General features: G+C 38.9%; 19 protein-coding genes. 11 read left to right on the forward strand and 8 right to left on the reverse strand.

Going from position 1 to position 25,417, the window contains the following annotated elements; all coding sequences use genetic code 11:
- From ACO1O5_RS13920 to map, 6 genes are all read right to left on the reverse strand, one after another.
- Nucleotides 1–1,739, reverse strand: a 1,739-nt coding sequence (locus tag ACO1O5_RS13920) for a hypothetical protein (RefSeq protein WP_486271198.1), incomplete at its 3' end; no start/stop codon positions are given.
- A gap of 19 nt (nucleotides 1,740–1,758) precedes the next feature.
- A complete protein-coding gene (locus ACO1O5_RS13925; RefSeq protein WP_486271200.1) occupies nucleotides 1,759–5,058 on the reverse strand; it encodes a hypothetical protein in 3,300 nt (1,099 codons plus the stop codon).
- Nucleotides 5,059–5,256: 198 nt separating this feature from the next.
- Entirely contained in the window at nucleotides 5,257–8,664 is a 3,408-nt protein-coding gene (locus ACO1O5_RS13930; protein WP_486271202.1) for a DUF6603 domain-containing protein, read from the reverse strand.
- Nucleotides 8,661–10,109, reverse strand: a complete 1,449-nt coding sequence (locus tag ACO1O5_RS13935) for a hypothetical protein (RefSeq protein WP_486271204.1) — start codon at nucleotides 10,107–10,109, stop codon at nucleotides 8,661–8,663. Before ACO1O5_RS13935 ends, ACO1O5_RS13930 begins: the two co-directional genes overlap by 4 nt.
- Nucleotides 10,110–10,119: 10 nt before the next feature.
- Nucleotides 10,120–10,419 carry a hypothetical protein gene (locus ACO1O5_RS13940; RefSeq protein WP_486271206.1) on the reverse strand — a complete coding sequence of 100 codons (300 nt, stop codon included), beginning with the start codon at nucleotides 10,417–10,419 and terminating at the stop codon, nucleotides 10,120–10,122.
- A gap of 966 nt (nucleotides 10,420–11,385) precedes the next feature.
- Complete coding sequence (gene map / locus ACO1O5_RS13945) at nucleotides 11,386–12,150, reverse strand: type I methionyl aminopeptidase (protein WP_486271208.1); 765 nt, start codon at nucleotides 12,148–12,150, stop codon at nucleotides 11,386–11,388.
- Between the two features lie 297 nt (nucleotides 12,151–12,447).
- On the opposite strand from map, the gene ACO1O5_RS13950 reads away from it, so the two are divergent.
- Nucleotides 12,448–13,161 carry a hypothetical protein gene (locus tag ACO1O5_RS13950; protein ID WP_486271210.1) on the forward strand — a complete coding sequence of 238 codons (714 nt, stop codon included), beginning with the start codon at nucleotides 12,448–12,450 and terminating at the stop codon, nucleotides 13,159–13,161.
- Nucleotides 13,162–13,460: 299 nt separating this feature from the next.
- Here the strand turns inward: ACO1O5_RS13950 and ACO1O5_RS13955 are convergent, their stop codons facing one another.
- Entirely contained in the window at nucleotides 13,461–14,075 is a 615-nt protein-coding gene (locus ACO1O5_RS13955) for a hypothetical protein (RefSeq protein ID WP_486271212.1), read from the reverse strand.
- 837 nt (nucleotides 14,076–14,912) lie between these two features.
- Between ACO1O5_RS13955 and ACO1O5_RS13960 the strand changes: the two genes are divergently transcribed.
- The 6 genes from ACO1O5_RS13960 (at nucleotide 14,913) to ACO1O5_RS13985 (ending at nucleotide 19,517) form a co-directional block, all read left to right on the forward strand.
- Nucleotides 14,913–15,446, forward strand: a complete 534-nt coding sequence (locus ACO1O5_RS13960) for a hypothetical protein (protein WP_486271213.1) — start codon at nucleotides 14,913–14,915, stop codon at nucleotides 15,444–15,446.
- 228 nt (nucleotides 15,447–15,674) lie between these two features.
- The gene (locus tag ACO1O5_RS13965; protein ID WP_486271215.1) at nucleotides 15,675–16,364 is read left to right on the forward strand and encodes a CPBP family intramembrane glutamic endopeptidase; all 690 of its coding nucleotides are present in this window, start codon (nucleotides 15,675–15,677) and stop codon (nucleotides 16,362–16,364) included.
- A 107-nt stretch (nucleotides 16,365–16,471) separates the two neighbouring features.
- On the forward strand, nucleotides 16,472–17,197 hold the full coding sequence (locus tag ACO1O5_RS13970; protein WP_486271217.1) for a hypothetical protein: 726 nt from the start codon (nucleotides 16,472–16,474) through the stop codon (nucleotides 17,195–17,197).
- Between the two features lie 54 nt (nucleotides 17,198–17,251).
- Nucleotides 17,252–18,355: a glycoside hydrolase 5 family protein gene (locus tag ACO1O5_RS13975; RefSeq protein WP_486271219.1), complete on the forward strand. Its 1,104-nt coding sequence runs from the start codon at nucleotides 17,252–17,254 to the stop codon at nucleotides 18,353–18,355.
- A gap of 10 nt (nucleotides 18,356–18,365) precedes the next feature.
- Entirely contained in the window at nucleotides 18,366–18,560 is a 195-nt protein-coding gene (locus ACO1O5_RS13980; RefSeq protein ID WP_486271221.1) for a hypothetical protein, read from the forward strand.
- A 144-nt stretch (nucleotides 18,561–18,704) separates the two neighbouring features.
- Nucleotides 18,705–19,517: a class I SAM-dependent methyltransferase gene (locus tag ACO1O5_RS13985; RefSeq protein WP_486271223.1), complete on the forward strand. Its 813-nt coding sequence runs from the start codon at nucleotides 18,705–18,707 to the stop codon at nucleotides 19,515–19,517.
- Nucleotides 19,518–19,527: 10 nt separating this feature from the next.
- On the opposite strand, the gene ACO1O5_RS13990 is transcribed toward ACO1O5_RS13985, so the two are convergent.
- A complete protein-coding gene (locus ACO1O5_RS13990; protein ID WP_486271225.1) occupies nucleotides 19,528–20,244 on the reverse strand; it encodes a PA14 domain-containing protein in 717 nt (238 codons plus the stop codon).
- Nucleotides 20,245–20,445: 201 nt separating this feature from the next.
- On the opposite strand from ACO1O5_RS13990, the gene ACO1O5_RS13995 reads away from it, so the two are divergent.
- The 4 genes from ACO1O5_RS13995 (at nucleotide 20,446) to ACO1O5_RS14010 (ending at nucleotide 25,417) form a co-directional block, all read left to right on the forward strand.
- Nucleotides 20,446–21,045 (forward strand): hydrolase, encoded by a 600-nt coding sequence (locus ACO1O5_RS13995; RefSeq protein ID WP_486271227.1) that lies wholly within the window; start codon nucleotides 20,446–20,448, stop codon nucleotides 21,043–21,045.
- 242 nt (nucleotides 21,046–21,287) lie between these two features.
- Nucleotides 21,288–23,282, forward strand: coding sequence for a retaining alpha-galactosidase (locus ACO1O5_RS14000; protein WP_486271229.1), 1,995 nt, complete (start codon nucleotides 21,288–21,290; stop codon nucleotides 23,280–23,282).
- Between the two features lie 418 nt (nucleotides 23,283–23,700).
- Nucleotides 23,701–24,669 carry a polymorphic toxin type 23 domain-containing protein gene (locus ACO1O5_RS14005; protein ID WP_486271230.1) on the forward strand — a complete coding sequence of 323 codons (969 nt, stop codon included), beginning with the start codon at nucleotides 23,701–23,703 and terminating at the stop codon, nucleotides 24,667–24,669.
- A complete protein-coding gene (locus ACO1O5_RS14010; RefSeq protein WP_486271232.1) occupies nucleotides 24,656–25,417 on the forward strand; it encodes a lipoprotein in 762 nt (253 codons plus the stop codon). The genes ACO1O5_RS14005 and ACO1O5_RS14010 overlap by 14 nt, the downstream gene beginning before the upstream one ends.

Genomic DNA, 25,417 nt, shown 5'->3' on the forward strand with positions numbered 1-25,417 from the left:
TCCTGTTCTTCCTTTAAAGAGGTAGTAACGGTAAGGATTTTACCAAGATTGCCCGTTAGAAAAGCTATCAAATTCTGAGATGAAGCTGCTTTCAATATATCAGTTGCTGTACCATTCAGCGGCAAATTTTTAAGGCCGGTATTAACAGCGGCAAGTATTTTGGTAGCATCTAAAATTTTTGTTGAAGGGCTTAGGTGCAGCACCTGGTTATTTTTCGGAATAGTCCCCGGATTCAACGCCCTTGCCACCCATGAAGCACGATTTATTCCCAGGGCTGTGCATAATGTTTGCCATGCAGCCATTTGTAAATCCTTGTCTCCTCCTGCTGCCCACCAAAATTTCCAGAATTGCTTACCTGCATCTTGTTCACTGGCAGTTAATGCTTCTTCATGAGTCATTACGAAAATATCATCCGGATAAATGCGCACCCATAATTGATTAATTACCTGCGGCGGAGCAGGTGTGTAAACCGGTTTTGGAAAATTATTTCCAACGCCTGCGAAGCCACCAATAACGCTGACTACGCTTTGATTAAAATAATTACCAATGATAGTTTTACCTGTGCTTTGTGATTTATTTGCTGCTGCATAATTGTTGATGCGGGTTACTGATTTTTGCACTTCTGTATTGATCGATGCAAATAAATTCTGTAAGGTTTGTATCTGCCCCGGCTGCGATTCCGGGATGGGCGATTGTATTGTTTTAGCCAGGGAAGTGATGCGTGGTTCGAGATAGGTCTTGTATCTTTTTATCACATTATATTTCTGGCTTTGCTGTTGATTAAATCTTTTGATTTTTACCAATGCCTTAATGCCGCTAAAATAAACATCACCTGTTTGCATGGCCGGTGGTCCCGGCAGATTATTGAGTAAAGGAAGTGTTGTAGTTGTAAATGCGTTGCTCAGGCTGATAATTTCAGTTACAAGCGTTTGAACTTTTTCCTGTACAAATTTTTTCCAGGCAGCATCAGGATGTAGTTTATCTATAGAGGCCACAAGGTTATTCAACTGGCCCTGTATGTCGGCCTGGAGTTGTTGGATCCTGGTTCTTTGTGTTTTTCCTATATACTGCAGCGCTTTGGTTTTAGCATCAACACTTTCATAAAAACTTTTTATATCGTTTAAAGTTTTTATTATATAGGTATATAAATCCTTCTTGTTTTTAATATCAGTGTAAGGCGGTTTCTTTTTATTAACGCCATTTAATATTTGTAACGTAGTATCCACGTTAGTAAAAGCGTCAAGCAACATTCTCGCGGGCTCAATAGCACTAAGATCAATGATCTTTGTCCCGTTAACTGCGTTGCTTAATTGAGTGATGGCGGCATTTAATTTCTGGCTGTCCGGCGGAAAAGTGGCCTGTGAAGCGGTAACTACCAGTTGCATATCTTTTTGCATATCGCCAAACAATTGTTTCAGCCATCCTTTTTCTTTAATGGAGATAACACCTAAAGATTGTATTGGAGTTATTAATCCCGTTGCATCTGTGGTTAAACTGCGTATATTATCTCCCGTTAGGCTCCCCTGCGTGTTAATAGCTTCTATTTGCACAAAAGCCATTCCTTCCAAAACGGATTCAATTGTGGCAGTTACCTGCAACGATTGTTTTGACACCTGCATGAATCTTGTTTCTGTCCGTACAGGTAGTAACAAAAAAGGAATGGCATCAGTATGTTGCGCAATACTGTTTCGTATATCGTTTAAGCGGGGATCTTCTACTTGTGCATGAATCGTTGACATAATCGTTCAATTAAATACATTAAGTTTCAGGCAACATTTCTGCAGCGTGCCTTGCAAACAATACCGGGTCCTGGAATAAGATTGCCGCCATGTCTGCTGAATTACTATTCCACAGAGGTTGGTTGGCAGTATTCTGTATTACTATATTTTTATTAAAAGTGATATGATAGGTTTCGAGATCCGCTTTGCTGTTTACCAAATATTCCCATGCAAGGTCATCCCATGTTGCCGGGTTTCCCGTCGGCATCACATCAGTGTTGCCATGTTCATCAGTATAATCATCGAGCCCAAACCTCACATGGCCCGGCCGTTCTTTTAACACAAAAAACCAACCCGGGTCTTTACCTGCGGTAGATCCGTGCGGTTGGGTAATCCTGTCTCCGCGTGCCTGTTCCTCACTTAATGAAAAACCAAATAACGTTATGTCAGGATCAATCTCTGCCTTAAATAAAGGAAACTTCGTTTCGTCCTTGGTTGGATCGATTCCATCTTTTAATAGTCGCGGTTTCGATGCATCAGAGCTATCATATTGAGCCTGTTGCGCAAATACCATTGTGTTTGGATATTTTTTGAACAACTGCCCGCGTATCACTAAAACCAAATTGGCAGACAGTGGTCGTGGGCTATTGCCACCAAGTTTTGCGCTCCAGGTATTTATCTTCCTGATATCGAGTTTCATCTCTTTGTCTTTTTCAGGATCCGGATCTAAAGGAAAAAGGCTGTCATCAATATTCCAAAACTGCCTGAAGTAAGAACCACGTTGGTCCGTTGGATACTCGTTCCATAAAAGTTCCCTTGCCATTTCATGATTCATGCCTACCATAAATGCTTCTATAAATGATTGGTTGTTTTCAAGAAGCGTAATAGAATTATCCGGCAGCTTATCTATGTTAGGTAAAATAAAATTTTTGGAGAGTTCTAACAGGTAGGTATAGACGGCTTCTGTAAATTCAGGATATGCCATAATTGGTTTCAACTGTGGTAAAGGAACATAAGCGCCGTTTTTTAATATCCGTATCGTGGCCATTAACTTATTAGCAAACGTAAACGCCGGATCTAATTTTTGAAAGATGTGTGAAGACACCGTTGCGGCATTAGCAAATGAAGGCACCGGCGTTACCTGCGGTAATGTATCTAAAATGTTGGTGAAATCGGTAAACGAACTCTTTAAGGCAAGCACATCGTTTTGCGTGGTCATAGATTTAATGCTAACTTTAGAAAGGTCTGAATCATCTTTCAGAATAACATCATTGTAATTCTTTGCATGAATTCCGTCCCCAAATATTTCTTTGAATTTTGCATTATTCAATTGAATGGTTACCTGGCCGAACCCATCCTTATGAACCGGGAGACTTGCGGCCACAATATTGTTTACCAGATCAATTACAATATTCTTAACCGCAACGTCACTTATATTCTGGTTGTTTACCGCAGTTAACAATTGAGCCAGGCTCAATGAAGCATTTGCGGTTATTACATCATCTTCAATCATTTTTACAAAAGCATCTTTAGCAAGATCGCTGGTGCTGGCTTTATAATTTGATATTGCATCTGTGATGGCCGTGTTGATACTCGTAGTATCGAGTGCTGCAATCGGTGCCTGTTTTAATTTTGCGGCAGTTACCGCCGTTACCTGTGTTTCATCTTCTATATTAAAACGCTGTATAACATTATTTAATTTTACAAGCGATGCCACGCCCGATGTAGTAGCACTGACCTTAGCTATTTTGCTGTTAGGCCTGGATATTTTGCGGAAGCTGGCTGTTTTAGATGCGTAGGGAATGCGACTGTTGATGAAATCCTGTTGTAATGTTTGCGTGTTAGCTACATTTTTTATTAAATGCTGAACAGAATGCGTAAGCATTACGGCTTTATCATTTCCTGCGTTAATAATATGTTTTTTGAAAACACACTTTGTAACTGCCTGCGCCAACAGAGTTTCCTGTATCTTTTTATTGGCATCGTTCACTTTGTTAACCTGCTGCCACGCACGGTTCATAAAATCGTCCTGGTGCTTTTGTACCACCTTCACCCCCAACCCTGCTGCGCCCCTGTTTCTAAAATCAAGGTTTAATTCTTCAATCCAGGGAGGATTGGAACCATCTCCCAATTTCGAAACGAGCGCATGCCAAACGCCATATACCGGCGGAACCAGGAAGGGATCCTCCCCGATGTTTGTATTATAAAATGGATTCTTGCTTGCAATTACTGCGTTCTTGTCCACCAGATCGGCAGACATATTGAGGAGTTCTCTTAATTTATCAACCGTTGCTATATCATCTGCGTTTGTGCCTCCGTTAGTTGGCCATTTATCGGGTTCAAAATTTGGTGGCTTTAAGGCCGCCTCCATTCCAATTACTTTAGTGCCATCATTCACCGGGTTCATATTAAATCCCGGATCCTGGATATCCATAGGCATTTTGCCCGAATCAGCATCCATGATGATGGGTTTGAGCATTGTAACAAGACTTTCAAAATCGCCGAAATCTGCGGTGCGGAAGTTCCATTGATAATAAACCGGAAAATCGAAGGGCCTGGTTCCCGCACCTGGCATCGCTCCTTTATGCCACGAAGGTCTTTGGGCCGGAATTCCCGCCGTGTCGATTCCCAAACCACCAAGCCTGCCGGTTTCAAATGCAGGTATAACGAAGGCTGTAAACGCAGTATTTTTAGCCAGCTTACGTGGGCACATTAGTCTCGATACCGCCACATCCGGGTTACTGCTGAGGTCAGAATTTACTTCATCCTGCATAGCAGCTCCACTTAAATTAGTTAGCTTATTATTAAAATGAACGTGAGCAAATGCCCATGTATCGTTTTGATGATGAAAAGCTTTATCGAACGAGGACTGGTCCACTGATATATAAGGTAGCCCACCGGGGATTTGCTTTATAGTGTATTCATCATCCTTTAGCGCCACTAAAGCCAGCCACGGCCGTAATCGTGTATGGTTACCGTTAGGGTTAGCCGCAGTTGCGGGGGAATACCTCCACAGAAAATCTTCTTCATAAAATTCAATATAAGGCAGCCCGTTATCTTCATAATTAGTAACACCTCTCCGCGGCTCTGTGCGAACAATTGCTTTGTTATCGATACCCAGCACATCTCCCGGGCCAACAACCTGTATTTGTTTTGTGATCGTGTTTACCTGTACACTCCCGTCGAGATTCGTATATTGAACGTCAAGCTCTGCTGAAAGGTCTGCTCTTACCATTGCGTTACCGTCGCTGCTGCCAAGGGTATCAGTCTCACTGATTTTAGAAGCAACGCCCTGCCTTGCCCATGGTAAAAATCCGTAAGAAGGTAATGTAGTTGCCATAAGAAATGCCTCGCGCCTATCCCCTCTTCAACAGAGAGGAGACAGGATTATTTTAAAGTGTTTAAAAATTTTATTTTTATACTAATCATCATAATTTAATTATTAATTATCACCTCACTTACCTCACCCCAACCCCGCTCCCAACGGAGAGAGACAGGATTTCATAAAATATCTTTTATCCGAACAATCATAATCAATTTAGCTAAGCTGATAAGCTGATGCTATACTTACCTTTCCCTTCAATGAAGGATTTTGTTTAATAATCGTTTCAAAAGCATCATTAGCCTGTGCATGTGTTCCGCCCGCAAACACATCAGCGCCGTGTTGAGCAAGTGTTGAATTATTTATCAGCACAAATTGTTCTTCACCCATATTAACAGCCGCGTTATTTAATCTGAAATTCTTCTGTGAATTTTGTTTCGATAAGGCGCTTCGGCCGATGGCTCCTCCATTTACCATAAGCTTGAACCACTTGAAATCGAAATTAAACGTGGCAGGTTGCGGGAACGGATCGAAATCAGAGACCTTCACATCATACACTACATCACGGTCCCAGGCATAATCAACAAACAATGTGTCCGTGTCCGAAACTTTTACGCCTCCTTTTTCTTTTGTATATGAAGGAGATTTTAATTTATCATCATCCGACATATTTTTGTAAGCAGAAGGAGCAAAGGATTCTGCTTCATCATTCAAACCAGTGTCCAGGCCACCCAACCTGAATGCAGAAATATCAGCCATATTAATATCGGAAGGTGTGTTGTTTCCAAATTTATCGATCACGAGTTTTAGTGGCATTATTATCTGGCTCACTTTAACAGCTCCGAATGCCTGCAGAATAATTTGGCCGGGTTTCGGAACAATACTGGCAAGCGTTACAAGGTTATAGCGGTTGGCCGGCAGCTCTGCTGTCCAGTTGGCATCGAGATTAAATGCTTCCAAAATTTTGGGCAGCACGGCAATGCCTGGTAAAATAACCTGTTGTGCATCGCCCCAGGTAACGTTGAAGTGTACACTAAAACTAAAGAACAGTATAGAGAATGATGCGGAGCCGTTTGCATTCCATGGTGTTGGTCCTGAAAGCTCAAAGTCGAGATTAATAGAGAACAATGTGCTGCCACCCATTTTCACTTCGAGGCCTGCCGTTATATCTGCAATAAATTTAAATGGTGAGAACTGGAATAACACATCAAACCCCAACCAACCCACCACACTAAACCCTGAAATGCCATAACTAAAATCTATTCTTGCTCCAAACTGAACCGTATTAGATGTAACAGCGAAATAAGCAGTTAATACCAAATTAGGATTCGGACTTAATATGGTAAGTGTAAGTCGCTTTAAATTAGGTACATTTAAAGAAGCGGGTGGTTTAAAGGAAGGATGAAAACCACCCACTGACATCAGGAAGGCCTTTTCATTGCCCCAGTTAAGCCGGAGCGCCATATCACCCTCAAGCGTAAACGTTAGTATATGCGAATTGTAAATACTTGCATCAAAAGACAGGTAACCATTATCAAAATCTATAATGCCGACGAAGTTTACCTGCAGTTGTAATATTGCCGCGTCTTCTGTTGGCAATACTATTTTTAATACGCCAAGTATGGCAAGCCGCACCGGATTTGTAAATTCAATACATAAGCCAAATTCAATAGTTACCAGCGAAGGAACTCCCCACGTAATCTTTGCCATCAATCCAATCATGAACTGATCTTGCTTTATGGGAAAGATTGATTTTATCTGCGGCAGCAAAGTATTGATGTTGGCAATAATATCCTGCGGAAACATGATCTGCTCAATCGCATCATTCTTGACGCCGTCTCTCATGGCATCTACATTGATAGTTCTGTTGATGCCAAGCATGCCACCAAGGCCGCTTAGGAAGAAACCCATACTCAGTGATATTCCTGGCTCAAATGAGACACTGATGATAACGAGCAAAGAAAATCCGTTGGAACCATCAGGCATTTTTGTATTGATAATTGCAATAGCCGAAACCTGAATAGTATCTTCAATGGACAATTGTAACGCTCCCGCATACTCGCCTTTATCCGGATCAAACAAAATGAAGCCGCCGCCTTTTACGACACCGGCATCAATAGAAAGGCCCACACCTTTTGGTGGAAGAAAACCAATATCTAATTGTGCGGGGCCAAGATTACCGGAGTTGTTAGGAGGGAATGAAAAAATAGCTTTTGCGCCAATATCCTGGATGGCAACTTCTATCGGCCCTAATGAACCGGTAAGGCTTGCCGCAAGCCCAATAGGAATTTGGCCATTAGCAGGTTTTATGCTCAGGCTAAATCCGTCCAAAGTAATTGGGCCTAATTGTACATGTAACGGAAGATTTATTTCGAAAGAACTGCTGCCTCCAATATAAAATCCTGCTGTGCTTGATATACCGAGCGTGAGATCAAAATCTGCTTCAAACCCAGACGAGGGAAGCAACGTAGCTAAAAATCCATCTGCACCTGACGCATTAATAATTACTTTGCATTTGTTTATAGAGCCTTCAATTTTAAACTCGCCATTGGCCTTACTGTTCACAATATCCCATGTTAATTTCGTACTAACGCCAATAATAAAAGTTCCAATTTCAAACCTGCTTCCACCTGCCTCGCCTATAAGAACAAATGCATCACCACTTTGCTTATGAGCAGTCCACACCAATGACACTTCGCCATGTATATCTGTATTATCGGGTGGCTGAATTGAAATTTTTCCATTGGATTGCACGATGATGCCTGCATTAGCGGGAACGGTTACATCTACCTTTGATTGTACATTCCAATCATCGCCATTTACAGTTTGTGTACCACTGGTAAAAGCAGATTTTACAGTAAATAAAAGTCCTTTAGGACTAATATCTGTTTTCGGAATCACTTCAACGAGGCCCGTATCAAGTTTATTGGCAACCGAATCATAAAGCGAAGGAAGATTTAAGCGGGTGAGAATCTTATCTGTTTTGTCCAGTAATGTTTTTCCATCAAACGTATCAGCACCCCAATTGTATATAGATTTCATTTGATTACCGGCATTGCTTAACCAGTTTCCAATTTCATCAAAATGGAATGCATAAATATTAAAGGGAGGATTGAGCGGATCAGTAGAGCCCACATTGTGTTCATCAACTTCGAGTATGTTTAAAAATTCAAGCACGGGGTTAAGGCCCGGAATCTTTTCAATATACTCGTGCAATAAATAGTTCATCATCTTTTCAGGAATCACCGATGCGTCAACCGATGGAATTCCTGCACTTTGCAATGCATTCTTTATGGCCGTAAAGCCGTCAATAATATCTTTAATTAACCCGATTACGGCGCCGCTGATGCTTATAATATCCGAAATATTTTCAGCGTCAATGGCAGCAACTAAATCTTTGGTTTTGCTGAGCAGTTGCGTTACCTTATCTGCTGTTGTTGAAAAAGGAGTAACTATAGCAGATTCCTGCGCCGGAGAAATGTTTAATCCCAATGCTCTTAAAAAAGATGTTATGGTGCCGGTTTGTAATTCTGTATCAGATGAACCGGATATGCTTTTTAACGGGCTGAATATTTTAGACAGCTCCAGAGCTATAGTTTCTAATGTACCGGCTGCACTGCTCATACCGTTACCGTATTATTTAGTTTTAAAATAAAGTCTTTTACTGAAGATGCATCTTCCGCAGCGCTTATAACGGTAAAGCCGTACTCGCTAATTGATTGTTTCAAAGCATCGCTGCCACATTCTTTTAAAACATCTCCCATCTTAATAAGTAAAGTGGTAAAGTTTATATTCTTAATTTCTTTGGGAATAACATAATCCGGATCATTCATACTGTTCATAAAATGAACGGTAAATGCCGGCCCCTGGTACCGCTGCCATACCGCCCCTGTTTTTTTGGAAGTGTTGATGAGGCGCATCACTTCCGGCCGGTGTTTGGCAATTACATCGCTCCACTCTTTAGGAACCATGTGCTGCAACCTGGTCAACGAAGGCTGTTTGCTTTGAACAACGGTTGATTTCTTTCTTTGCACAAAATTCTTTTCACCTCCGTCAGGGGAAGTTGCAATGGTGATGGCATGACCTGCGTTAGTTAATGCAGTTATTACTTTATCAATATTATTCGCCCAGGTTAATTTTACCGAGTTAGAAGTGGCATCACCTCCCCATAATAAACCTACCATCTTATTGTTGTCGTCTATAATTGCAGACCCTGAGTCACCATGATTTGAAAAAGCGAATTTGCCATTTTCACTTTGATAGGTTTCATCGGGCGCAGGGATAATGATCAACTGATCGGGTTGAATAGTAATAGCTCCTCCCGCAGGATCTGTTGGCGCTGCTGCTGTATCTCCAATATGTACAATTTTGCCTTTAGTAAAAATAGATCTTGCTCCTATTTTCCTTACATTACCAATCACTGCTTGTGCGGTACCTGTTACTTTTAAAACCTGGGTAGTAGAGTCGTTTGTTATCCGGAGCGAAGTGCCAATATCGCCATTGATGGAAGCTATGGCACAATCTACCGTAGCATTTTTTATACCGATAATTGATTGGCCTATTACACCACACTCGCAACAGCAACTTTTTGAATAGAATGCCTGTGCAGCTTTATTTACGCTGGTATTAGTTTCTAAAGTGGTATCGTACAGCACATGCTTATTAGTAAGTATCACCAAACTATTATCGGCCAATTTTGCAAACCAGCCCAGAGTGCCGTACGCATTCTGGTCTTTATCATTTCCCATAGCAATACCACCCTGTATGGGGCGTACATCTTTTATGTTTTGTGTTTCTACAAAAGCTTCATTTGTTATGTGATAAGGAGTGATCACGTCTGTTTTGTGGCCATCAATTTCCGCCGGTATTATTTCATGCTTTTTCAATTCGCTTTTAGGTTTTTTTTCAGGAACAAAAACCCGGTATGCAATTTCATCGGTAAATTCTCCATCAGTTTCCTTTAAGCCAATCCCCACAGCCAGCACATTCGGAATTTTTTGAAGTGTTTCTTTAGCGCTGTCTATTTTCCGCATCATGGTATGTTGCACTGTTTTATACCTCTTTGCCATAAAAAGAATTTTAATATATGTGAGCTTGTAATATTTTTTTACTTATTTGAATGCCTAATGTTTTTTCGACGATTCCGCCAGGTGTGGTAATCTTTACCTGAAACTGTTTTACGGGTGGGTTCGTTTCAACCATACCAGGCAAAATGGTAACTTCTTTAATGCAGGTATTTTTAAGAAGCCATTTTTTAAATCCGGCGCTGATACTGTCTTCGGCGGTATTTTTATCTACAGTACTTAAATAGGTATTGATGTCTTTTTTTACGCAACTCCAGTCATTCTTTACCAGGCAATCGCAAAAATCTTTAGGCATAATTTTATGGTTATAACATTTTAAAAAAAGCGCAATAAATAAGATCAAATTAGTAACACCGCCTTTCATTTATAACTGTGTAAAAGCTTATATAATCTTAACGTTACCGCACATAACATTGTAAGGTCACCAATGCTTATAAGCAGTAGTATGTGCCATCAGGCCTTTCATGAGGACTTATAAAGTCGAAAAATCTACATCAAAAAATTAAGGAGCATTTGCAGCAATAATTTCTCTTGGCGGCTTACCTGCCGGATGTTTTCTTTGCGTTACAGAGGGGAATCTGTGGGGTTATTTCTAAAACAGGAATATAAAATTTATAATAATTTTTTATAAATGCAAGAATGTGAATAATTATTTACAGAAGAGCAAAAAATAAAGCGAGATGGCTTTATGATGTTAATAGCGATGATTTGATTAAAAATAAAATCTTCGAAGAATTGGTGCAAAGGGTATAAAGTTTTGGACATCCTGGTCTCACGTTTAGTTCTTTACAATTTATGGTTTATGGGGCGAAAGCTGCGCAGGCACAGAATGTTACTCCATAATTTCGTTGCTATTTTTTTGAAGAGTCTAATTGTGTCCTCATCGTCGCAACTTTCCTCTATTAAATCATTTACTTGCTCTTCATAACTTTGCGCTGCCAGGCATTTTTTAATCATTTTAATGTCCTGAACTAATCTCTCGATTAACAGATATTCATTGTAGAACAAAATATTTAAATACCTGCTTTTTGACATGATCATAACCCCCTAAGCTTTCTTTGCAGTTGTCTAATATTCTTAATTTTTGAATTGTTATTTTAAAAGTCATAGTCTCTGATTCATTTTGGTCTCGCATCTTGTTCGCAGGCAAGTCTCTCGAAGAGTACTTTGGTGGAAAGTTAAAATAAATGCGGTCTTCCCTTTCGCTGATGTTAGCCTTTCCCGCTTGAGTCCCTGGGCGTTATTTAGTTTGTGGTTATTCTTAATTCCATATTTCATTCATCTCAGTCAATACAATTGGTGTACCGTCAGTAACAACAATAGTATGCTCGTGCTGAGCCATAAAACCACCTTTATTTCCAACCATTGTCCAACCGTCATTCAGGGTATTGGTATAGGTTGAGGTTGTTGATATAAACGTTTCAATGGCAACTACAGAATTTTTTTTAAACCTTACCTGGTTAAGACGGTCCCGGTAATTAGCTATTTCATGAGGTTCTTCATGGAGACTTCTTCCTATTCCGTGGCCTGTTAAATTTTTAATGACTCTGTAACCTCTTTTCTTAGCTTCGGTCTCCATTAAAAATCCAATGTCAGCGATGCGAACCCCGCCTTTTATATTATATATTGCTTTATGTAAAATTTGTTTTGAAGCCTCAATAAGTTTTTGGTGTTGGTTTACATCCGTGCCCAGAACAAATGAGCCTCCGTTGTCCGACCAAAAGCCATCTAATTCTGCTGAAACGTCAATATTAATTAAATCACCTTCATCAAGGATTTTTTTGTCAGATGGTATGCCATGACAAAATTCATTATTTACGCTTATGCAAGTATAGCCGGGAAAACCGTAAGTTAAATAGGGTGCTGATTTAGCCCCCAAATCATTAAGGATTTGCCCGCCATAGTTATCTAACTCCTTCGTGGTTAATCCCGGTTTGGCAAATTTTCTCATTTCTTTTAAAGTGAGGGCAACCGCTTCACTTGCCTTTTTCATGCCGATTAGTTCCGATTCTTTCGTTATTGACATATTTTTCTTTTTTTATAATTGCTATTTCGTTTAGCCTTAGCTGTTATATCTCCTAAATATTCCGGGTTTGCGCCTGTCCGCCCGGGCGAAAACTTAGAATAGGGCACTTTTATTATTTGATTATTCTGCGGATAGCGGGACCTCTTTTAGCTTTGCGATGCGTTAAACCTGGAGGAATCGACAGCCTAACATAACCCAAACAAAATAACGAATATGCCTCATTTAGTCTCATTAATTCTTCTATCTTTATAACTTAAATTCTATACTATAGTTTTCAATTCTCTTAAACAATCTAAAATGAAATTAGCTAAATTTTTTTTTCTTGCCGCTGCTACGATGCTGAGTGCGATATATTCTTTTGGTCAGACCGCCGATGAAATAATTAATAAAAGTATTGAGGCCGTTGGCGGTAAAGATCTGATCAGCAAAATCAATTCTATTTATACCGAAAGTACCGCCCAGATGATGGGAAACGATGTCCCGGTAACCACAACCGTTCTAAACGGTAAAGGCTTTAGGAGTGAAACAGATTTCAATGGCTCTAAAATCATCCAGGCTTTTAATGAAAAGGGTGGATGGAGCATTAACCCAATGGCGGGCGGCAGCACTGCGCAGGCGTTACCTGACGAACAATATAAGGCAGCTAAAGGCCAGATGTATATTGGAGGAGAATTGTTCAATTATGCCGCAAACGGAGGCAAAGCCGAATTGCTGGGGAAAGAAGGCGATATGTATAAGATAAAAGTTACAGCCGCCGACAGTTCAAGTGTTACCTACTTTATTGACCCTGCAACCTACCTAATTACAAAAGCTGTGAAAGAAGGTGATATGATGGGGCAGCCGGTAGTAATAACCATTTCTTTCTCTGATTACCAAAAAACTGATTTCGGTTATGTGATACCTCATAAAATTGACACAGATATGGGTGGCAATTTTTCTTTTTCCGCAACCGTCAATAAAATTGAAATAAATAAAGAAATTGATCCGAAAATTTTCGAGATGCCCCAATAGGGTTTATTGAATAAAAAAAAACCATACCTCGGTTCGTGCTTTCACGGAACAAAATCATTGATGATTGGTAAAGGCACGAACCTCGGTTTCTGTAAAACCTTTGCCAAAACCCTGGCAAAATGCTTTTTTAATCATAACAGCTACCGTTATACGCCATTACTAGTTGCTGAAGCCAACGGGAAAGGTTGACCTAAATTATTTCTTAACAGTATATTGAAACAATTCTGACGGATTTTGATCCCAGGGTTATTTTTTATGGTGTTGTGCGTCGATCACCTTTGTTGGGTGCTTAGGCTCTTCTAAGTGCCAAGTTCTGTTTCAAAAAGTCTTAAAATTTCAGTCATCTTCTTTGCTTGCCAAAACTTGTTTTCATACCCTTGAGGTTCCCAATAACTATAAAACCGGTATTGATTTTTCGTGGCAACTTCAACGCTATAAGTTCTACCTTCATCCCCTGCGCTATAGCCTTCTACATCATCCTGATTGGGTAAAGTCATTATCTGCAGGTCTAATAATTTTTTCGAGAATGTTGGCCAACCCGATTTGGGTGAAACTCGTCTTATTTTTTTAGAAAGGATCGTTTCAGTTTTGCCTTCCCACCCGACCTGCAAATCATAAATATCTGCTGTCCAGCTGGTATCTTTGTTCGTAATCACTACCAGCTTTCGCTCACTTACAAGGGCAAAGTTATACCAAACTCTAATCTGTAAATCGTGGAAGCCATTTTCAAGGTTGTCAAGCCCTAACTCTTTTTGTCTATCTTTTGCTGAGTGATAAAAGATGTCAAAAGTTCCACCGATATACGTAGGAATTTCCCTTTTAACTGATGATGATGATGAATCGCCATGTATATGCCCGTTACAGGCTCCAAATAAAAGAGCAATTCCAACTAAAATGAAATTAACTTGTCGCATAGTAGGAAGTTTCATTTAGAATAGTACACAATGGCTAAGTTATTGCGAGGGCAGGTTTTTCATTGAACGTTCTCCCGGGGCTACCGATGATTTATAATTTATTGATGAAGTTAACAACAAAAGATGATAAGAATTCCGTTAGTCCGGCCCCCGATGACTAAAAAAAGACGAGTGTCAAAAAACTTTTGGAAAGTTTATTGCGAAGTAACTATAGTTGAAGAATCCTATAACTTTCAAAAAGGTACACAATCATCTATATCCAATTTAAATTATCTAACGAACCAATGATTTTTATTCTTGCAAAGTATTTAAAACAATTTATTTATTTGCAGGCAAAAAAGGGCTGATTAAGTAAGATTTTCTATTCAAATAGATTTGCCCGATTGGGTAATATAATTAAGGTCACCGGCAAAAAATGAGTTTATGTAAATTCTCTTCCGGGTATTTTCCGGCTGTTTCCTTATTGATTTCCTGCTACTTTGTTGCTGAGTTCTTGCAGGCATGTTGCTAAAGCCAGCAATATGCCTGCAAGGTAACAGGCACGATTCAGCAAGAAGTCAGCAAGAAATTGATATTTGGACCCGTGCGCTTAAATGCGCCTTCATCTGGCAATTTAATTCCTGATCATTTATTCAAACATCAGCAAAGCAAGCTATTTGGAAGCATTATTGTAATTGACTAGTTTTAAAACGAGCAATGCGGGGACAAACTGCAACCTGGTCGTAGCCGGGCCTCCAGGAGAAGACCCGGCGGTAAGTTGAAAATAAATCTGTTCATTGCCTTTTGTACGCCGAGTCGCTTGCAGGAGACTCGGCTGACACGCAACAATTAATACACATGTGTAAAAAAAGAATAATAATTCAAGTTTTACTAGTGCTAGTAACTCCCAATCTATTTGCTCAAACACACCATGGACAAATAAAAGTAAAAATGATGATGGAAACCATTAAGGTTTCAAATTATTATGATAAAAATGTAATGATAAATTTACTTTTTTATAAAAGTGTTACAGTCCCAGAAGCGAGAATTATTGGACTTGACTACGATTATTCGGGATTTTATCTGGTCAAATTAGAAAAAAAAAGTGTTGATAGCTTTATACCTTATGCTCATTCAGGTCTATATAATCCACCTTATCAAATACCTCCAATTCTGGATACCGTTAAAAAGGGAGCCATCGCAAAGGACTCCTTTTATTTAGGCGAATATTATTCTGATTTAAAAAAAGGAAAATACAGAATAAAGATACAAGCATTTATAAATCAATATAATGCCAATCAGGACAATGAAAATACTTCTTGGTACTACTTTGAATTAACCGGCGACTTGAGACCATATCTTTTTAGAAATATAAAATGGAATAGTAATTAAAAGCAGTATTCAAATATTGCATTCATATTTAGAATTGAGATTGTCGATCTGGTTCTTAGGAACGTCCTCCTGTCATGGTTCCAGTCACACGAATCATATCAAATCTGTTTCGTTTACCCCTAAGCGTTATTTTATAACTTTAAATCCGAAAGTTTAGATTGTAATTATTTATTATAATTCACAGAATGTTAATTACTTTGTCCGGCAATTACCAAAGCAATAAATATTATGACTGCCATCTCTCAAAATCCCGGCAAATATGTTTTTGGCATCATTGGTATTCTCATGCTGCTTTTTCTTATTTCCCTAATCGGTTCCGGTTGGTTCCTGGGTCTTTTAGGATTAACTGCAATTAACGCTAACGTATTCTTTACATCCCGAATGTTATATTGGTTGTGTTTAGGTTTGCTGTGGCTGTATTCAATAAAGGTAGAAAAACAACATATTTTAATCTGGCAGGAGCGGCATTATACATTCTTAAATTACCTGCTATCTGTCGTTGTAATATTTCTTGTTTTAATTGCCGGCATGTTTCTTCTCCAGTTAATTATATTATTCACCGGGTTAAATAACCATAGCAAAACCCTGCATGAAATCGTCAATATATTAAAGGCGAATAAAGGTTTACTGGTATTTACAGCCTTAACGGCCGGTGTTGTTGAAGAGTTTATTATGAGAGGTTACATACAACCGCGGTTAGAAATAATTTTTAAAAATCCCAATGCGGCCATTATTATTTCCTCCCTTCTCTTTGGCTTGTTACACTATAAATACGGCACAATTGTAAATGTAATCGGCCCTGTTTTTATAGGGTTGGTCTTTGCCGTTTATTATTGGAAATTCAGGAACATAAAAGTTATTATCGTTTGTCATTTCCTGTGGGATTTGGTTTCGTTGCTGATAATGAAAGTACATTAACCAACATTGCGGTTACAATTATAAATCGTTACTTTAATCTTTTATTATCTTTTAGATAGTTCATCAATCAGTAACAATCATTAAATTCAGATTGCTTAAATATTTTCATGAAACAAATATTGCTCTTCGTTTTCTCTCTCTCCATTACTACGGTAGTGCTTTCGCAATCATGCGAAGTAAAAGTAGATTCGTTAAAAGGCCAATACACCGGCGGTTGCAAAAAAGGATTGGCAAATGGAAACGGAACTGCTAACGGCGTTGATTCTTATATAGGAGATTTTAAAAATGGATATCCCGAAGGTGAAGGAAAATATTCGTGGAAAAATGGAAGCACTTACGAAGGATCCTGGAAACACGGCCTGTTTGATGGAAAAGGCACCTTACATAAAGTGAGCAATACCGATAAACCAATGGTGATGTCCGGGTTTTGGAAAGCAGGTAATTATGTTGGCCAACATGAAAAACCTTATGAGGTTCATTTACTAACAAATAACATATCCGATGTAAATGTGCGGAAAAGTAATGATAAAGAAACGGTAATTTCCATAGTTGTAAAGTCAATAACGGCAGGCTCTTCAGATGAGAAGTATGTACATGCCCCCAAACCCGAATTGAAAAATATTCAACAAATTGAAGGCAGGTTTGAGCAGGAAGCTGATGATACCAGCGCATCAATAAACTCAAACAGGTATACCTTTCGCAATGTTTCTTTTCCGTTTTATGCAATTTTTTCTTTTGAAACGAAAAACGACATTAAATTTGACAGCGAGAGATTTGGTCTGGAGATTTTTGAAAACGGGAAATGGAACATCCAGGTAAACATTGATAATTAAACGCTTTACCAATAACATTAATTCTGTCAAAAATCATCCCTTAATCATAACTAAATGAATTTGGTAAAAAAAATATACATCCTTATAGCTTTCTCTGTAGCCTGTAACGTTAACGGGTATTCGCAAAAAAATAAAAAGCCGGCTGCTGCCAACCTTATTCCGGCAAAACAATGGACAACCGAAAAAGCTAATGATTGGTATGCGGCTCACCAGTGGATTATTGGTGCAGATTATATTCCCAGCAACGCCATCAACCAGTTGGAGATGTGGCAGGCGGACACATTTGACAGCGCCATTAATGACAAAGAATTGGGTTATGCAGAAGGTATCGGCTTCAATGCCATGCGTGTGTTCTTACACAGTATCGCCTGGAAGGAAGACAAAGAAGGATTTAAAAAGAGAATGAATACTTTTTTAAGTATCGCAGACAAACATCACATTCAAATTATGTTTGTTTTCTTTGATGATTGCTGGAACAAGGTCCCACATGCCGGCACGCAACCTGCGCCGAAACCGGGCATTCATAATTCAGGTTGGATGCAGGATCCCGGTCAGCCGGCATCTGCAGATACTTCCAACTTTCCTGAACTGGAAACTTATGTGAAAGATGTATTGACAACCTTTGCCCATGATAAAAGAATTTTATTGTGGGATCTGTATAACGAACCCGGTAATTCAGGCAAAAAAGATTCATCGCTTCCTTTGCTAAGTAAAATCTTTCGGTGGGCAAGGGAGGTAAATCCTGAGCAACCAATCAGCGCCGGTTTGTGGGCGTGGGATTTAGAAAAGTTAAACCAGTGCCAGGTAGCTAATTCTGATATTATTACTTATCACAATTATGACGAAGCGCCTGCGCATGAAAGAGTAATTCAAATCTTGAAATCGATAGGAAGACCTTTAATTTGTACGGAATATATGGCGAGGCCAAGGAACAGCAGGTTCTCAACAATACTACCGATATTAAAGAAAGAAAATGTGGGTGCTCTTAACTGGGGATTTGTAACTGGCAAAACAAACACCAAATATGCCTGGGACACGCCGCTTCCTGATGGCAGCGAGCCGGCAGAATGGTTTCACGATATCTTTCATAGAGACGGCACGCCCTACCGTGTAGACGAAGTAAATCTTATTAAAAAATTAGATGGTAAAACTGAATAAATAAGTTTTAATGATACGCCAAAACTCCGGTTCGAAATCACAAATTACAGTTGGAATATTCATGTTGGTATTGGTCATTATCTATAGTTCAGACAGGATCATTAATAATTTGAACTTAAGATTATTCGATTGGATCTGCTGGTCGGTAATGATTATTACCGGCATTATATCAATTGCGAGAGGTGTTAAGTTGAATGAAAAGTAAGATGCGTTTTTTGAATCTGCCTGTTCATGTATTTCCAACAATTCTCTTCAAAGACAAACTTTATAGCGTAGCGCTAACAGAAGGCAAAAGCCGTGTTTTCTGGTTTGGCTCTGTCGTTAGTTCAAAAAATTGTATAAAATAAAGATGGACAATTCTTCAAATTACATCGAAAAGAATAAAACACTCTGGAATAAGAGAACGCAATGTCACTATAATTCTGAGTTCTATGATGTAGACAATTTTATAAAAGGAGAATCGTCCTTAAATGATATTGAGCTTGACTTGCTGGGTGATGTAAAGAACAAAACGGTCCTCCATTTGCAATGCCATTTTGGCCTGGATACTTTATCACTTAGCCGCCTTGGAGCAATTACAACCGGCATCGATCTGTCGGATAATGCCATAAAAAAAGCAAGAGAGTTAGCCATAAAACTTAATTCCAATGCCCGTTTCATTAGTTGTGATATTTATGATCTCCGGGAACATCTCAACGAAAAATTTGATATTGTTTTTACTTCTTATGGAACAATTGGCTGGTTACCCGATCTTAATAAGTGGGCAAAGCTGATTGCTGATTTTTTAAAGCCCGGAGGAACTTTTATCCTGGTAGAGTTTCATCCCTTTATGTGGATTTTTGATAATGACTTCAATAGTGTTGAATATAGTTATTTTAAAACTGAACCTATAGTGGAAATGGAAAAGAATACTTATGCCGATAAGACCGCCGTAATTAATTTGGAAAGCGTAACGTGGAATCATTCGATAGGAGAAGTATTCGAAAGCCTTGTAACTAACGGCCTCCGGGTAACCGAACTAAAAGAATATAATTATTCTCCGTATGATTGTTTCAGTGGCACAGAACAACTGGAAGAAAAAAAATTCATCATAAAAAAATTCGGCGACAAAATCCCGATGGTATATTCTCTTACAGCAACCTTGAAAGAGCCCGGTAAATAATTCGGGATCTTTACTTTTTACCAGGTTTCGTTTTTTCTTTCTTATTTTTTCGCCAAAAAGCAAAAAGTATATAAAGTATTATCAGTCCTGACAATGTCAGGAAATAAAAAACTTTACTCTCATTTTCGCTTTGCGTGTAAAGAATAAAATTATCTCCCGGGAAAATCTGTTCTTTAGAATTATTTATACTGGCAAAGAGTTGCAATGCAATCGTGTACCGCGGCCCCTGGAAATATTGAATTTTAATTGAGTGGTGTGAATCATCCAACATTACTTTTCCTGTTTTTGAATAGGCGCCATGCAGTCCATCAAGATCGATAACCAGTTTGTCGTCAATAAATAATTTCGAACCATCGTCGCTCAGTAGCCGGAACAGGTATTCGCCTCCTTTTTTAGCAGTAAAAAAACCTGTGTATTCAATTCCAAACCATTCAAACCGGTTGGGCAATCCAGGAAAACCTGATGACCAGGTTCGTGGTGGAATATTTATCGAATTTGCATAGATCGAACCTACAGATTTCATGGTATCAAAATCAGGAAGTCTTCTTGTATTAACTGGCAAAAGATATATTTTTCCAACGAGCCCGTTAGTTATGAAAACGCTGTCGCCGAAAGCCTTGCTGCTATCTTGTGCATTTGCCGAAAAGGAAAAAAAGAATGTACCAGCCGAAAAAATCAGGGCCGCAAAAGCCGGATAAAAATATTTGGGGTATTTAAACAGGTACATACGTTAATAGATTTATGGTTACCCGATTGCTGGTTTGAAATTACAATATTAAACCAGTTAATAACTTAAATCTTTTTGAATAGATAAACGAATATCCAGGCGATCGGCTTAATAGTATTGTCGGCTTTTGTTTCTTTCATGAGATATAAATTTATTAGCCCATTTTGTTTTATATAAGTTTTAGGTTTGTATAAAAATTTTATGTCCTTACAAATAAATAGAACACAATTTGGAAATCCTTGTAATAAAGGCAATAATTTATCGCCGGTTGAGGCAGAAGCGTTGTTTAATGAATGGGTAATAAATCCACGTTTGAAATTGCACATGAAACAGGTAGCTCATTTAATGAAAACCTGGGCGGCCGACAAAGAACACCTTGATGAGAAAGGGCAATGGAATTGGGAGATAGCGGGGTTGCTGCACGATGCGGACTGGGATCAATGGCCCGAATTACATTGCCGGAAAATAATTGAAGAACTTGAATACAGAAATGTTGATCCAGAAATTATCCACGCCATCGCTTCGCACGGCCCTAATCATTTCGGCGTAGAACCCCGTACAAAAATGGACAAGATGTTATATGCTTTTGATGAGCTGTCCGGCCTCATACATGCGTATTCCTTGATGCGGCCTGAAGGTTATAACGGGATGGAATTAAAGGGTGTAAAAAAACGCCTGAAAGAAAAGTCCTTCGCGGCAAATGTGTCGAGAGACGAAATAAATGATGCATGCACCCGTGCGGGAGTTGCACTAGATGACCTTATCAACTTTATTATCGTAAACCAGGCATCGGTTGTATAGTTACGTATCGTGGTACTTTTTTATCTAATTCATTTTTTATTTCTATAAATAAAAAAATCCCCTGCACACTGTTAAGAATAATTCTTATTCTTACGCCATTAATGGTAACTCAAGATTAAATAGAATGCCTGAATCATCAACTATAGCCGATGAAATATTTTCTTGTACAACGACGAAAAATTAATTTCGAGGCGAAACAATTAGTGCAGGTGTGCAGGACTAATTAAATAAAAAATAAACCAATGAAATTTCTAAGAACCAATTTGACTTTGCTGTTGGCTTTTATTGTATCAGCAACGTTCGCTCAAAAGAACAAAACTTATCAACTAACCTCACCTAACGGAAACAACCTTATAAAGATTGAGGCAGGCGCTTCGTTAGAATGGTCGGTAAGTAATAATTCAACCGAAGTTATTGCCCCATCTGTTATTTCCATGCAATTGCAAACCGGCGAAGTACTGGGCGGGAACGTAAAAATCACTTCTGCAAAAACAGAAAAAGTAAATACGTCATTCAAAGCTATCGATTACATTAAAGATACAGTTCCGGATGTGTACAACCAGCTAACTTTAAATTGTAAAGGAGATTACGGGATCATTTTCAGGGCATACAATGATGGCGTTGCCTATCGCTTCTTTACAAAAAAGAAAGGGCAAATAACCATTGTAGACGAAACAACCAATTTTAATTTTGACCAGGATTACAAATGCTTTATCCCGTTCGTTAGAGACTTTCGCGGAAAGGAGCAATACATTCAATCATTTGAAGCTTTGTATACCGAAAAAAATATTTCCCAATATTCAAAAGACACATTGGGATTTTTACCCATTATGATTGATTTGGGCAATCAAAAAAAAGCGGTAATAACGGAAGCTGATCTTGAAGATTACCCGGGAATGTTTGTAAAGGTTAATGACAAAACGGATAAAAGCCTTAGCGGGGTTTTCGCCCCCTACCCGCTTGAAGAAAAGCAAGGCGGCTACCACATGCTAAATACAATGGTAAGCAAACGGGCAGACTATATTGCAACGGTCAACGGTACACGCAGTTTTCCCTGGAGGGTAGTCATCATCAGTAATAATGATACTTCGTTACTGGATAATGATATGGTACAAAAGTTAGCCTCGCCCTCGCGGATTGCAGACCCATCATGGATTAAACCGGGAAAAGTTGCCTGGGATTGGTGGAACGACTGGAACATAAGCCATGTTGATTTCAGGGCGGGCGTAAATACGGAAACGTACAAGTATTACATTGATTTTGCATCGGCTAATAAACTTGAGTACGTAATATTAGACGAAGGCTGGAGCAATGATTTAGATTTAATGGATATATCGCCCAAAATAAATCTGCAGGAAATAATTGATTATGGAAAACAAAAAAATGTAGGTATTATTTTATGGGCTGGCTGGTATGCTGTTAATTCGAAAATGGATGCTGTATTTGAAAAATATTCAGCTATGGGAGTAAAAGGTTTTAAGATAGATTTCATGGATCGCGACGACCAGAAGATGGTTTCATCATTATACGCTATTGCAAAAAAAGCGGCTGACTATAAAATGATCGTGGATTATCATGGAATGTTTAAACCTACCGGATTGCAAAGAACTTACCCAAACGTTGTGAATATGGAAGGAGTTAAGGGAATGGAAAATGTGAAGTGGACGCCTCATGACGATGTGCCGCATTATGATGTGTCGCTGCCTTTCATCCGGATGGTTGCGGGCCCGATGGATTACACGCCGGGCGCCATGCGCAATGCAACTAAAAGTGGTTTTGTACCCAATAACTCTATGCCGATGAGCCAGGGAACGAGATGTCACCAGCTAGCAATGTATGTAGTATTTTTTGCGCCATTACAAATGCTGGCCGATAATCCTACTGCTTATATGAAAGAACAGGAATGCACTGATTTTATCGCAAAGGTTCCAACTACATTTGATAAAACCGTTCCTTTGGCAGCCGAAGTAGGTGATTACGTTGCTATAGCAAGGGAGAAAAATAATGCGTGGTATGTTGGTGCAATGACCAGTTGGGATGAACGGGATCTTACGTTAGATTTCTCCTTTTTAAATAATGGAAATTACGAAGCTGAAATTTTTAAAGATGGCATAAACGCAGATCGGGATGCAACTGACTATAAAAAAGAAATAATAAAAGTGACTGCGAATGATAAAATGAAGATTCACCTGGCGCCGGGCGGCGGATGGGCTGCAAGGATAACTGCCGTTGAATAATGCGCAGCAAGTTATTTGCGGTAATTATAGTTTGCAAGGGGTAAAATAGTGAATGATTTATCTTGATAAACTACCTGATTTTCCCTTTGAGAATTATAAGATAATGCCACGGTTCAATTGCCACGGGTTTTAACCCGTGGAATTATAAAAGGCATTCAAAGGCTTTAGCCAATACCTATTCGTCTTTGCAGTTGTACAGTGCATAATCTTTTAATTTTGGCTAAAGCGGGGGAACTACAATCACAACTCCACTAACTAAAGTTAGTGGCAATTGATACACTGCACAGAGGACAAAAACCATGAATCATTTAACTTGAAAGTTCACTAATTTACCCCTTGCGAGTATAATAGTGGTAATTATTCCATCACTTTTATTATTCAGTCGTAAGAATTATATTTATATTCTTATAACCCAAAGATGAAAATATTCTTTACGTATTTTTTCATTATCGTATTTCTTATTACAGCCAAGTCTTCGGTATCGCAACCCAACTGGAACTACAACGGCTATTTCAATTTTGGCTGTAATCTTAATTTTACTTACGGGAAATCGCAAACTTTTCCGGGGCTGAGATTATATGCTGCGTTTATTGCTAACGGTGTGTATAAAAATAATTTCTCTGTTAATTACGGGCCTTCTGTATCCATTTATACAAAAAGCCTTGGCGCAAACTTAAACCCGTTAACCGGCGATCTGCAGGTTGATTTTACAAATACTTTCAGCGTTGGAAGTACCTGGGGGAAACAGCTCAGTTACACAAAATTTTTTAAAACCCTAAACACAGGTTCCTTCTATAATATCGCTACCAGTAAAAAATATGGGGCTTACCTGAGCACCAATTTTATTTTGAATAATCACCGGCGTAACCAGATCGTTGGCTCTGTATCTTTTTCGGCTCCCGATTTTACCATTAATTATTATAATGATGGGGCTATTCCATTTACCTTTCTTCCGTTGGCTGATAATTTCGACAGGTGGTGGACGGGCGGATTCGGTGTTTATATTCACAATCATAAAAATTATAACATTGCCGAATTTAGTTTTGATCAGTTCACAGGGTACTCGCCACTGTTATATGAATTATCAAATCTTATCGGCATCAACATTCCCAACTACAATGCTGATGATTCTGACGTGATAAGAAGCAGGCGACGAGTGGCGCCTGCCTTCAATACGTCTGCCTATAATCTGAAGATATTTTTAGGACAGGGATATGCAGTAGACGCCGGCGTAATGGGCTCTTTACGCAGTGCCAAATCAGGAAGAGTTTTTGGGTTGCAGGAGATTATCCATACCATGCTGCGTTACCCTTTGCATCCTAATAATGATATTAATCGTTTTTACATCGGCGGCACTTATAATAATATGAACCATGTTAAACTATAAAAAAATATTATTTGCTGCAGTTATCATCGTTGCCCTGACCGGCTGCCTGGAGCAACGGATACCTTTCGAGCTCAATAAAAATCTAAATACAACATTTTTTAGGGAAGTACCGGGACTTGGTGTTGCGCCTTACATTAAATACGCGGTTACAAAAAAAGCAACTACTGCGGAAGTATATGTTTCATCATTCAGGGAAAAATTTATTGAAAATGACGACCTGCTTGAATACTCTGAACTCAATGACGTTAGTACCATTCCTTCGGTTGATTACTGGACTGTCAATGGTTATTCTCAAAATCTATATATCCTGAAATATGATTTTACTTATTCAGCAAAAAGCAAAAAAGATAAAGTAATTGAAGTACCGGTTACCGGCGCTGTATTTTTTTCATTGAAACGCAACGGAAAAAATAAAGTAACAGGCATAACGCCCTGCTATTTCGGAATTGTTGACGAAGAGGCAAACCTTATAACGTTTGATACTGAATTGACATTAGCGAAGACCAACGGCAATTTTTATCTAAAACTTCATAAAAAGAAAAAAGACACCAAAGGGCTACTATTCATGCCAGCCACCTTTCCCTCAAACCCGACAACGGAAAATACTTTTAACATTGAAAAAATTGTAAATCTTGATGGCAACAAAGTAGGCGGCTATAAACCTCTTGTTTTTAATATTGATAAAATTCTTAAAGATCCCAATGCTTTACAATTTCACTACGTCAATACCATTCAATTAACTCAATAA

This window comes from Ginsengibacter sp. (genome assembly GCF_057362405.1).

Excerpts from the sequence above, each read along its gene's own strand:
- ACO1O5_RS13990 (WP_486271225.1), bottom strand. The coding sequence starts at position 20,244 with ATGTACCTGTTTAAATACCCCAAATATTTTTATCCGGCTTTTGCGGCC.
- map (WP_486271208.1), bottom strand. The coding sequence starts at position 12,150 with ATGTCAATAACGAAAGAATCGGAACTAATCGGCATGAAAAAGGCAAGT.
- ACO1O5_RS14000 (WP_486271229.1), top strand. The coding sequence starts at position 21,288 with ATGAAATTTCTAAGAACCAATTTGACTTTGCTGTTGGCTTTTATTGTA.
- ACO1O5_RS13955 (WP_486271212.1), bottom strand. The coding sequence starts at position 14,075 with ATGCGACAAGTTAATTTCATTTTAGTTGGAATTGCTCTTTTATTTGGA.
- ACO1O5_RS13965 (WP_486271215.1), top strand. The coding sequence starts at position 15,675 with ATGACTGCCATCTCTCAAAATCCCGGCAAATATGTTTTTGGCATCATT.
- ACO1O5_RS13980 (WP_486271221.1), top strand. The coding sequence starts at position 18,366 with ATGATACGCCAAAACTCCGGTTCGAAATCACAAATTACAGTTGGAATA.
- ACO1O5_RS13975 (WP_486271219.1), top strand. The coding sequence starts at position 17,252 with ATGAATTTGGTAAAAAAAATATACATCCTTATAGCTTTCTCTGTAGCC.
- ACO1O5_RS13930 (WP_486271202.1), bottom strand. The coding sequence starts at position 8,664 with ATGAGCAGTGCAGCCGGTACATTAGAAACTATAGCTCTGGAGCTGTCT.
- ACO1O5_RS13950 (WP_486271210.1), top strand. The coding sequence starts at position 12,448 with ATGAAATTAGCTAAATTTTTTTTTCTTGCCGCTGCTACGATGCTGAGT.
- ACO1O5_RS13935 (WP_486271204.1), bottom strand. The coding sequence starts at position 10,109 with ATGGCAAAGAGGTATAAAACAGTGCAACATACCATGATGCGGAAAATA.
- ACO1O5_RS13960 (WP_486271213.1), top strand. The coding sequence starts at position 14,913 with ATGTGTAAAAAAAGAATAATAATTCAAGTTTTACTAGTGCTAGTAACT.
- ACO1O5_RS13970 (WP_486271217.1), top strand. The coding sequence starts at position 16,472 with ATGAAACAAATATTGCTCTTCGTTTTCTCTCTCTCCATTACTACGGTA.
- ACO1O5_RS13985 (WP_486271223.1), top strand. The coding sequence starts at position 18,705 with ATGGACAATTCTTCAAATTACATCGAAAAGAATAAAACACTCTGGAAT.
- ACO1O5_RS13995 (WP_486271227.1), top strand. The coding sequence starts at position 20,446 with ATGTCCTTACAAATAAATAGAACACAATTTGGAAATCCTTGTAATAAA.
- ACO1O5_RS13925 (WP_486271200.1), bottom strand. The coding sequence starts at position 5,058 with ATGGCAACTACATTACCTTCTTACGGATTTTTACCATGGGCAAGGCAG.
- ACO1O5_RS13940 (WP_486271206.1), bottom strand. The coding sequence starts at position 10,419 with ATGCCTAAAGATTTTTGCGATTGCCTGGTAAAGAATGACTGGAGTTGC.
- ACO1O5_RS14010 (WP_486271232.1), top strand. The coding sequence starts at position 24,656 with ATGTTAAACTATAAAAAAATATTATTTGCTGCAGTTATCATCGTTGCC.
- ACO1O5_RS14005 (WP_486271230.1), top strand. The coding sequence starts at position 23,701 with ATGAAAATATTCTTTACGTATTTTTTCATTATCGTATTTCTTATTACA.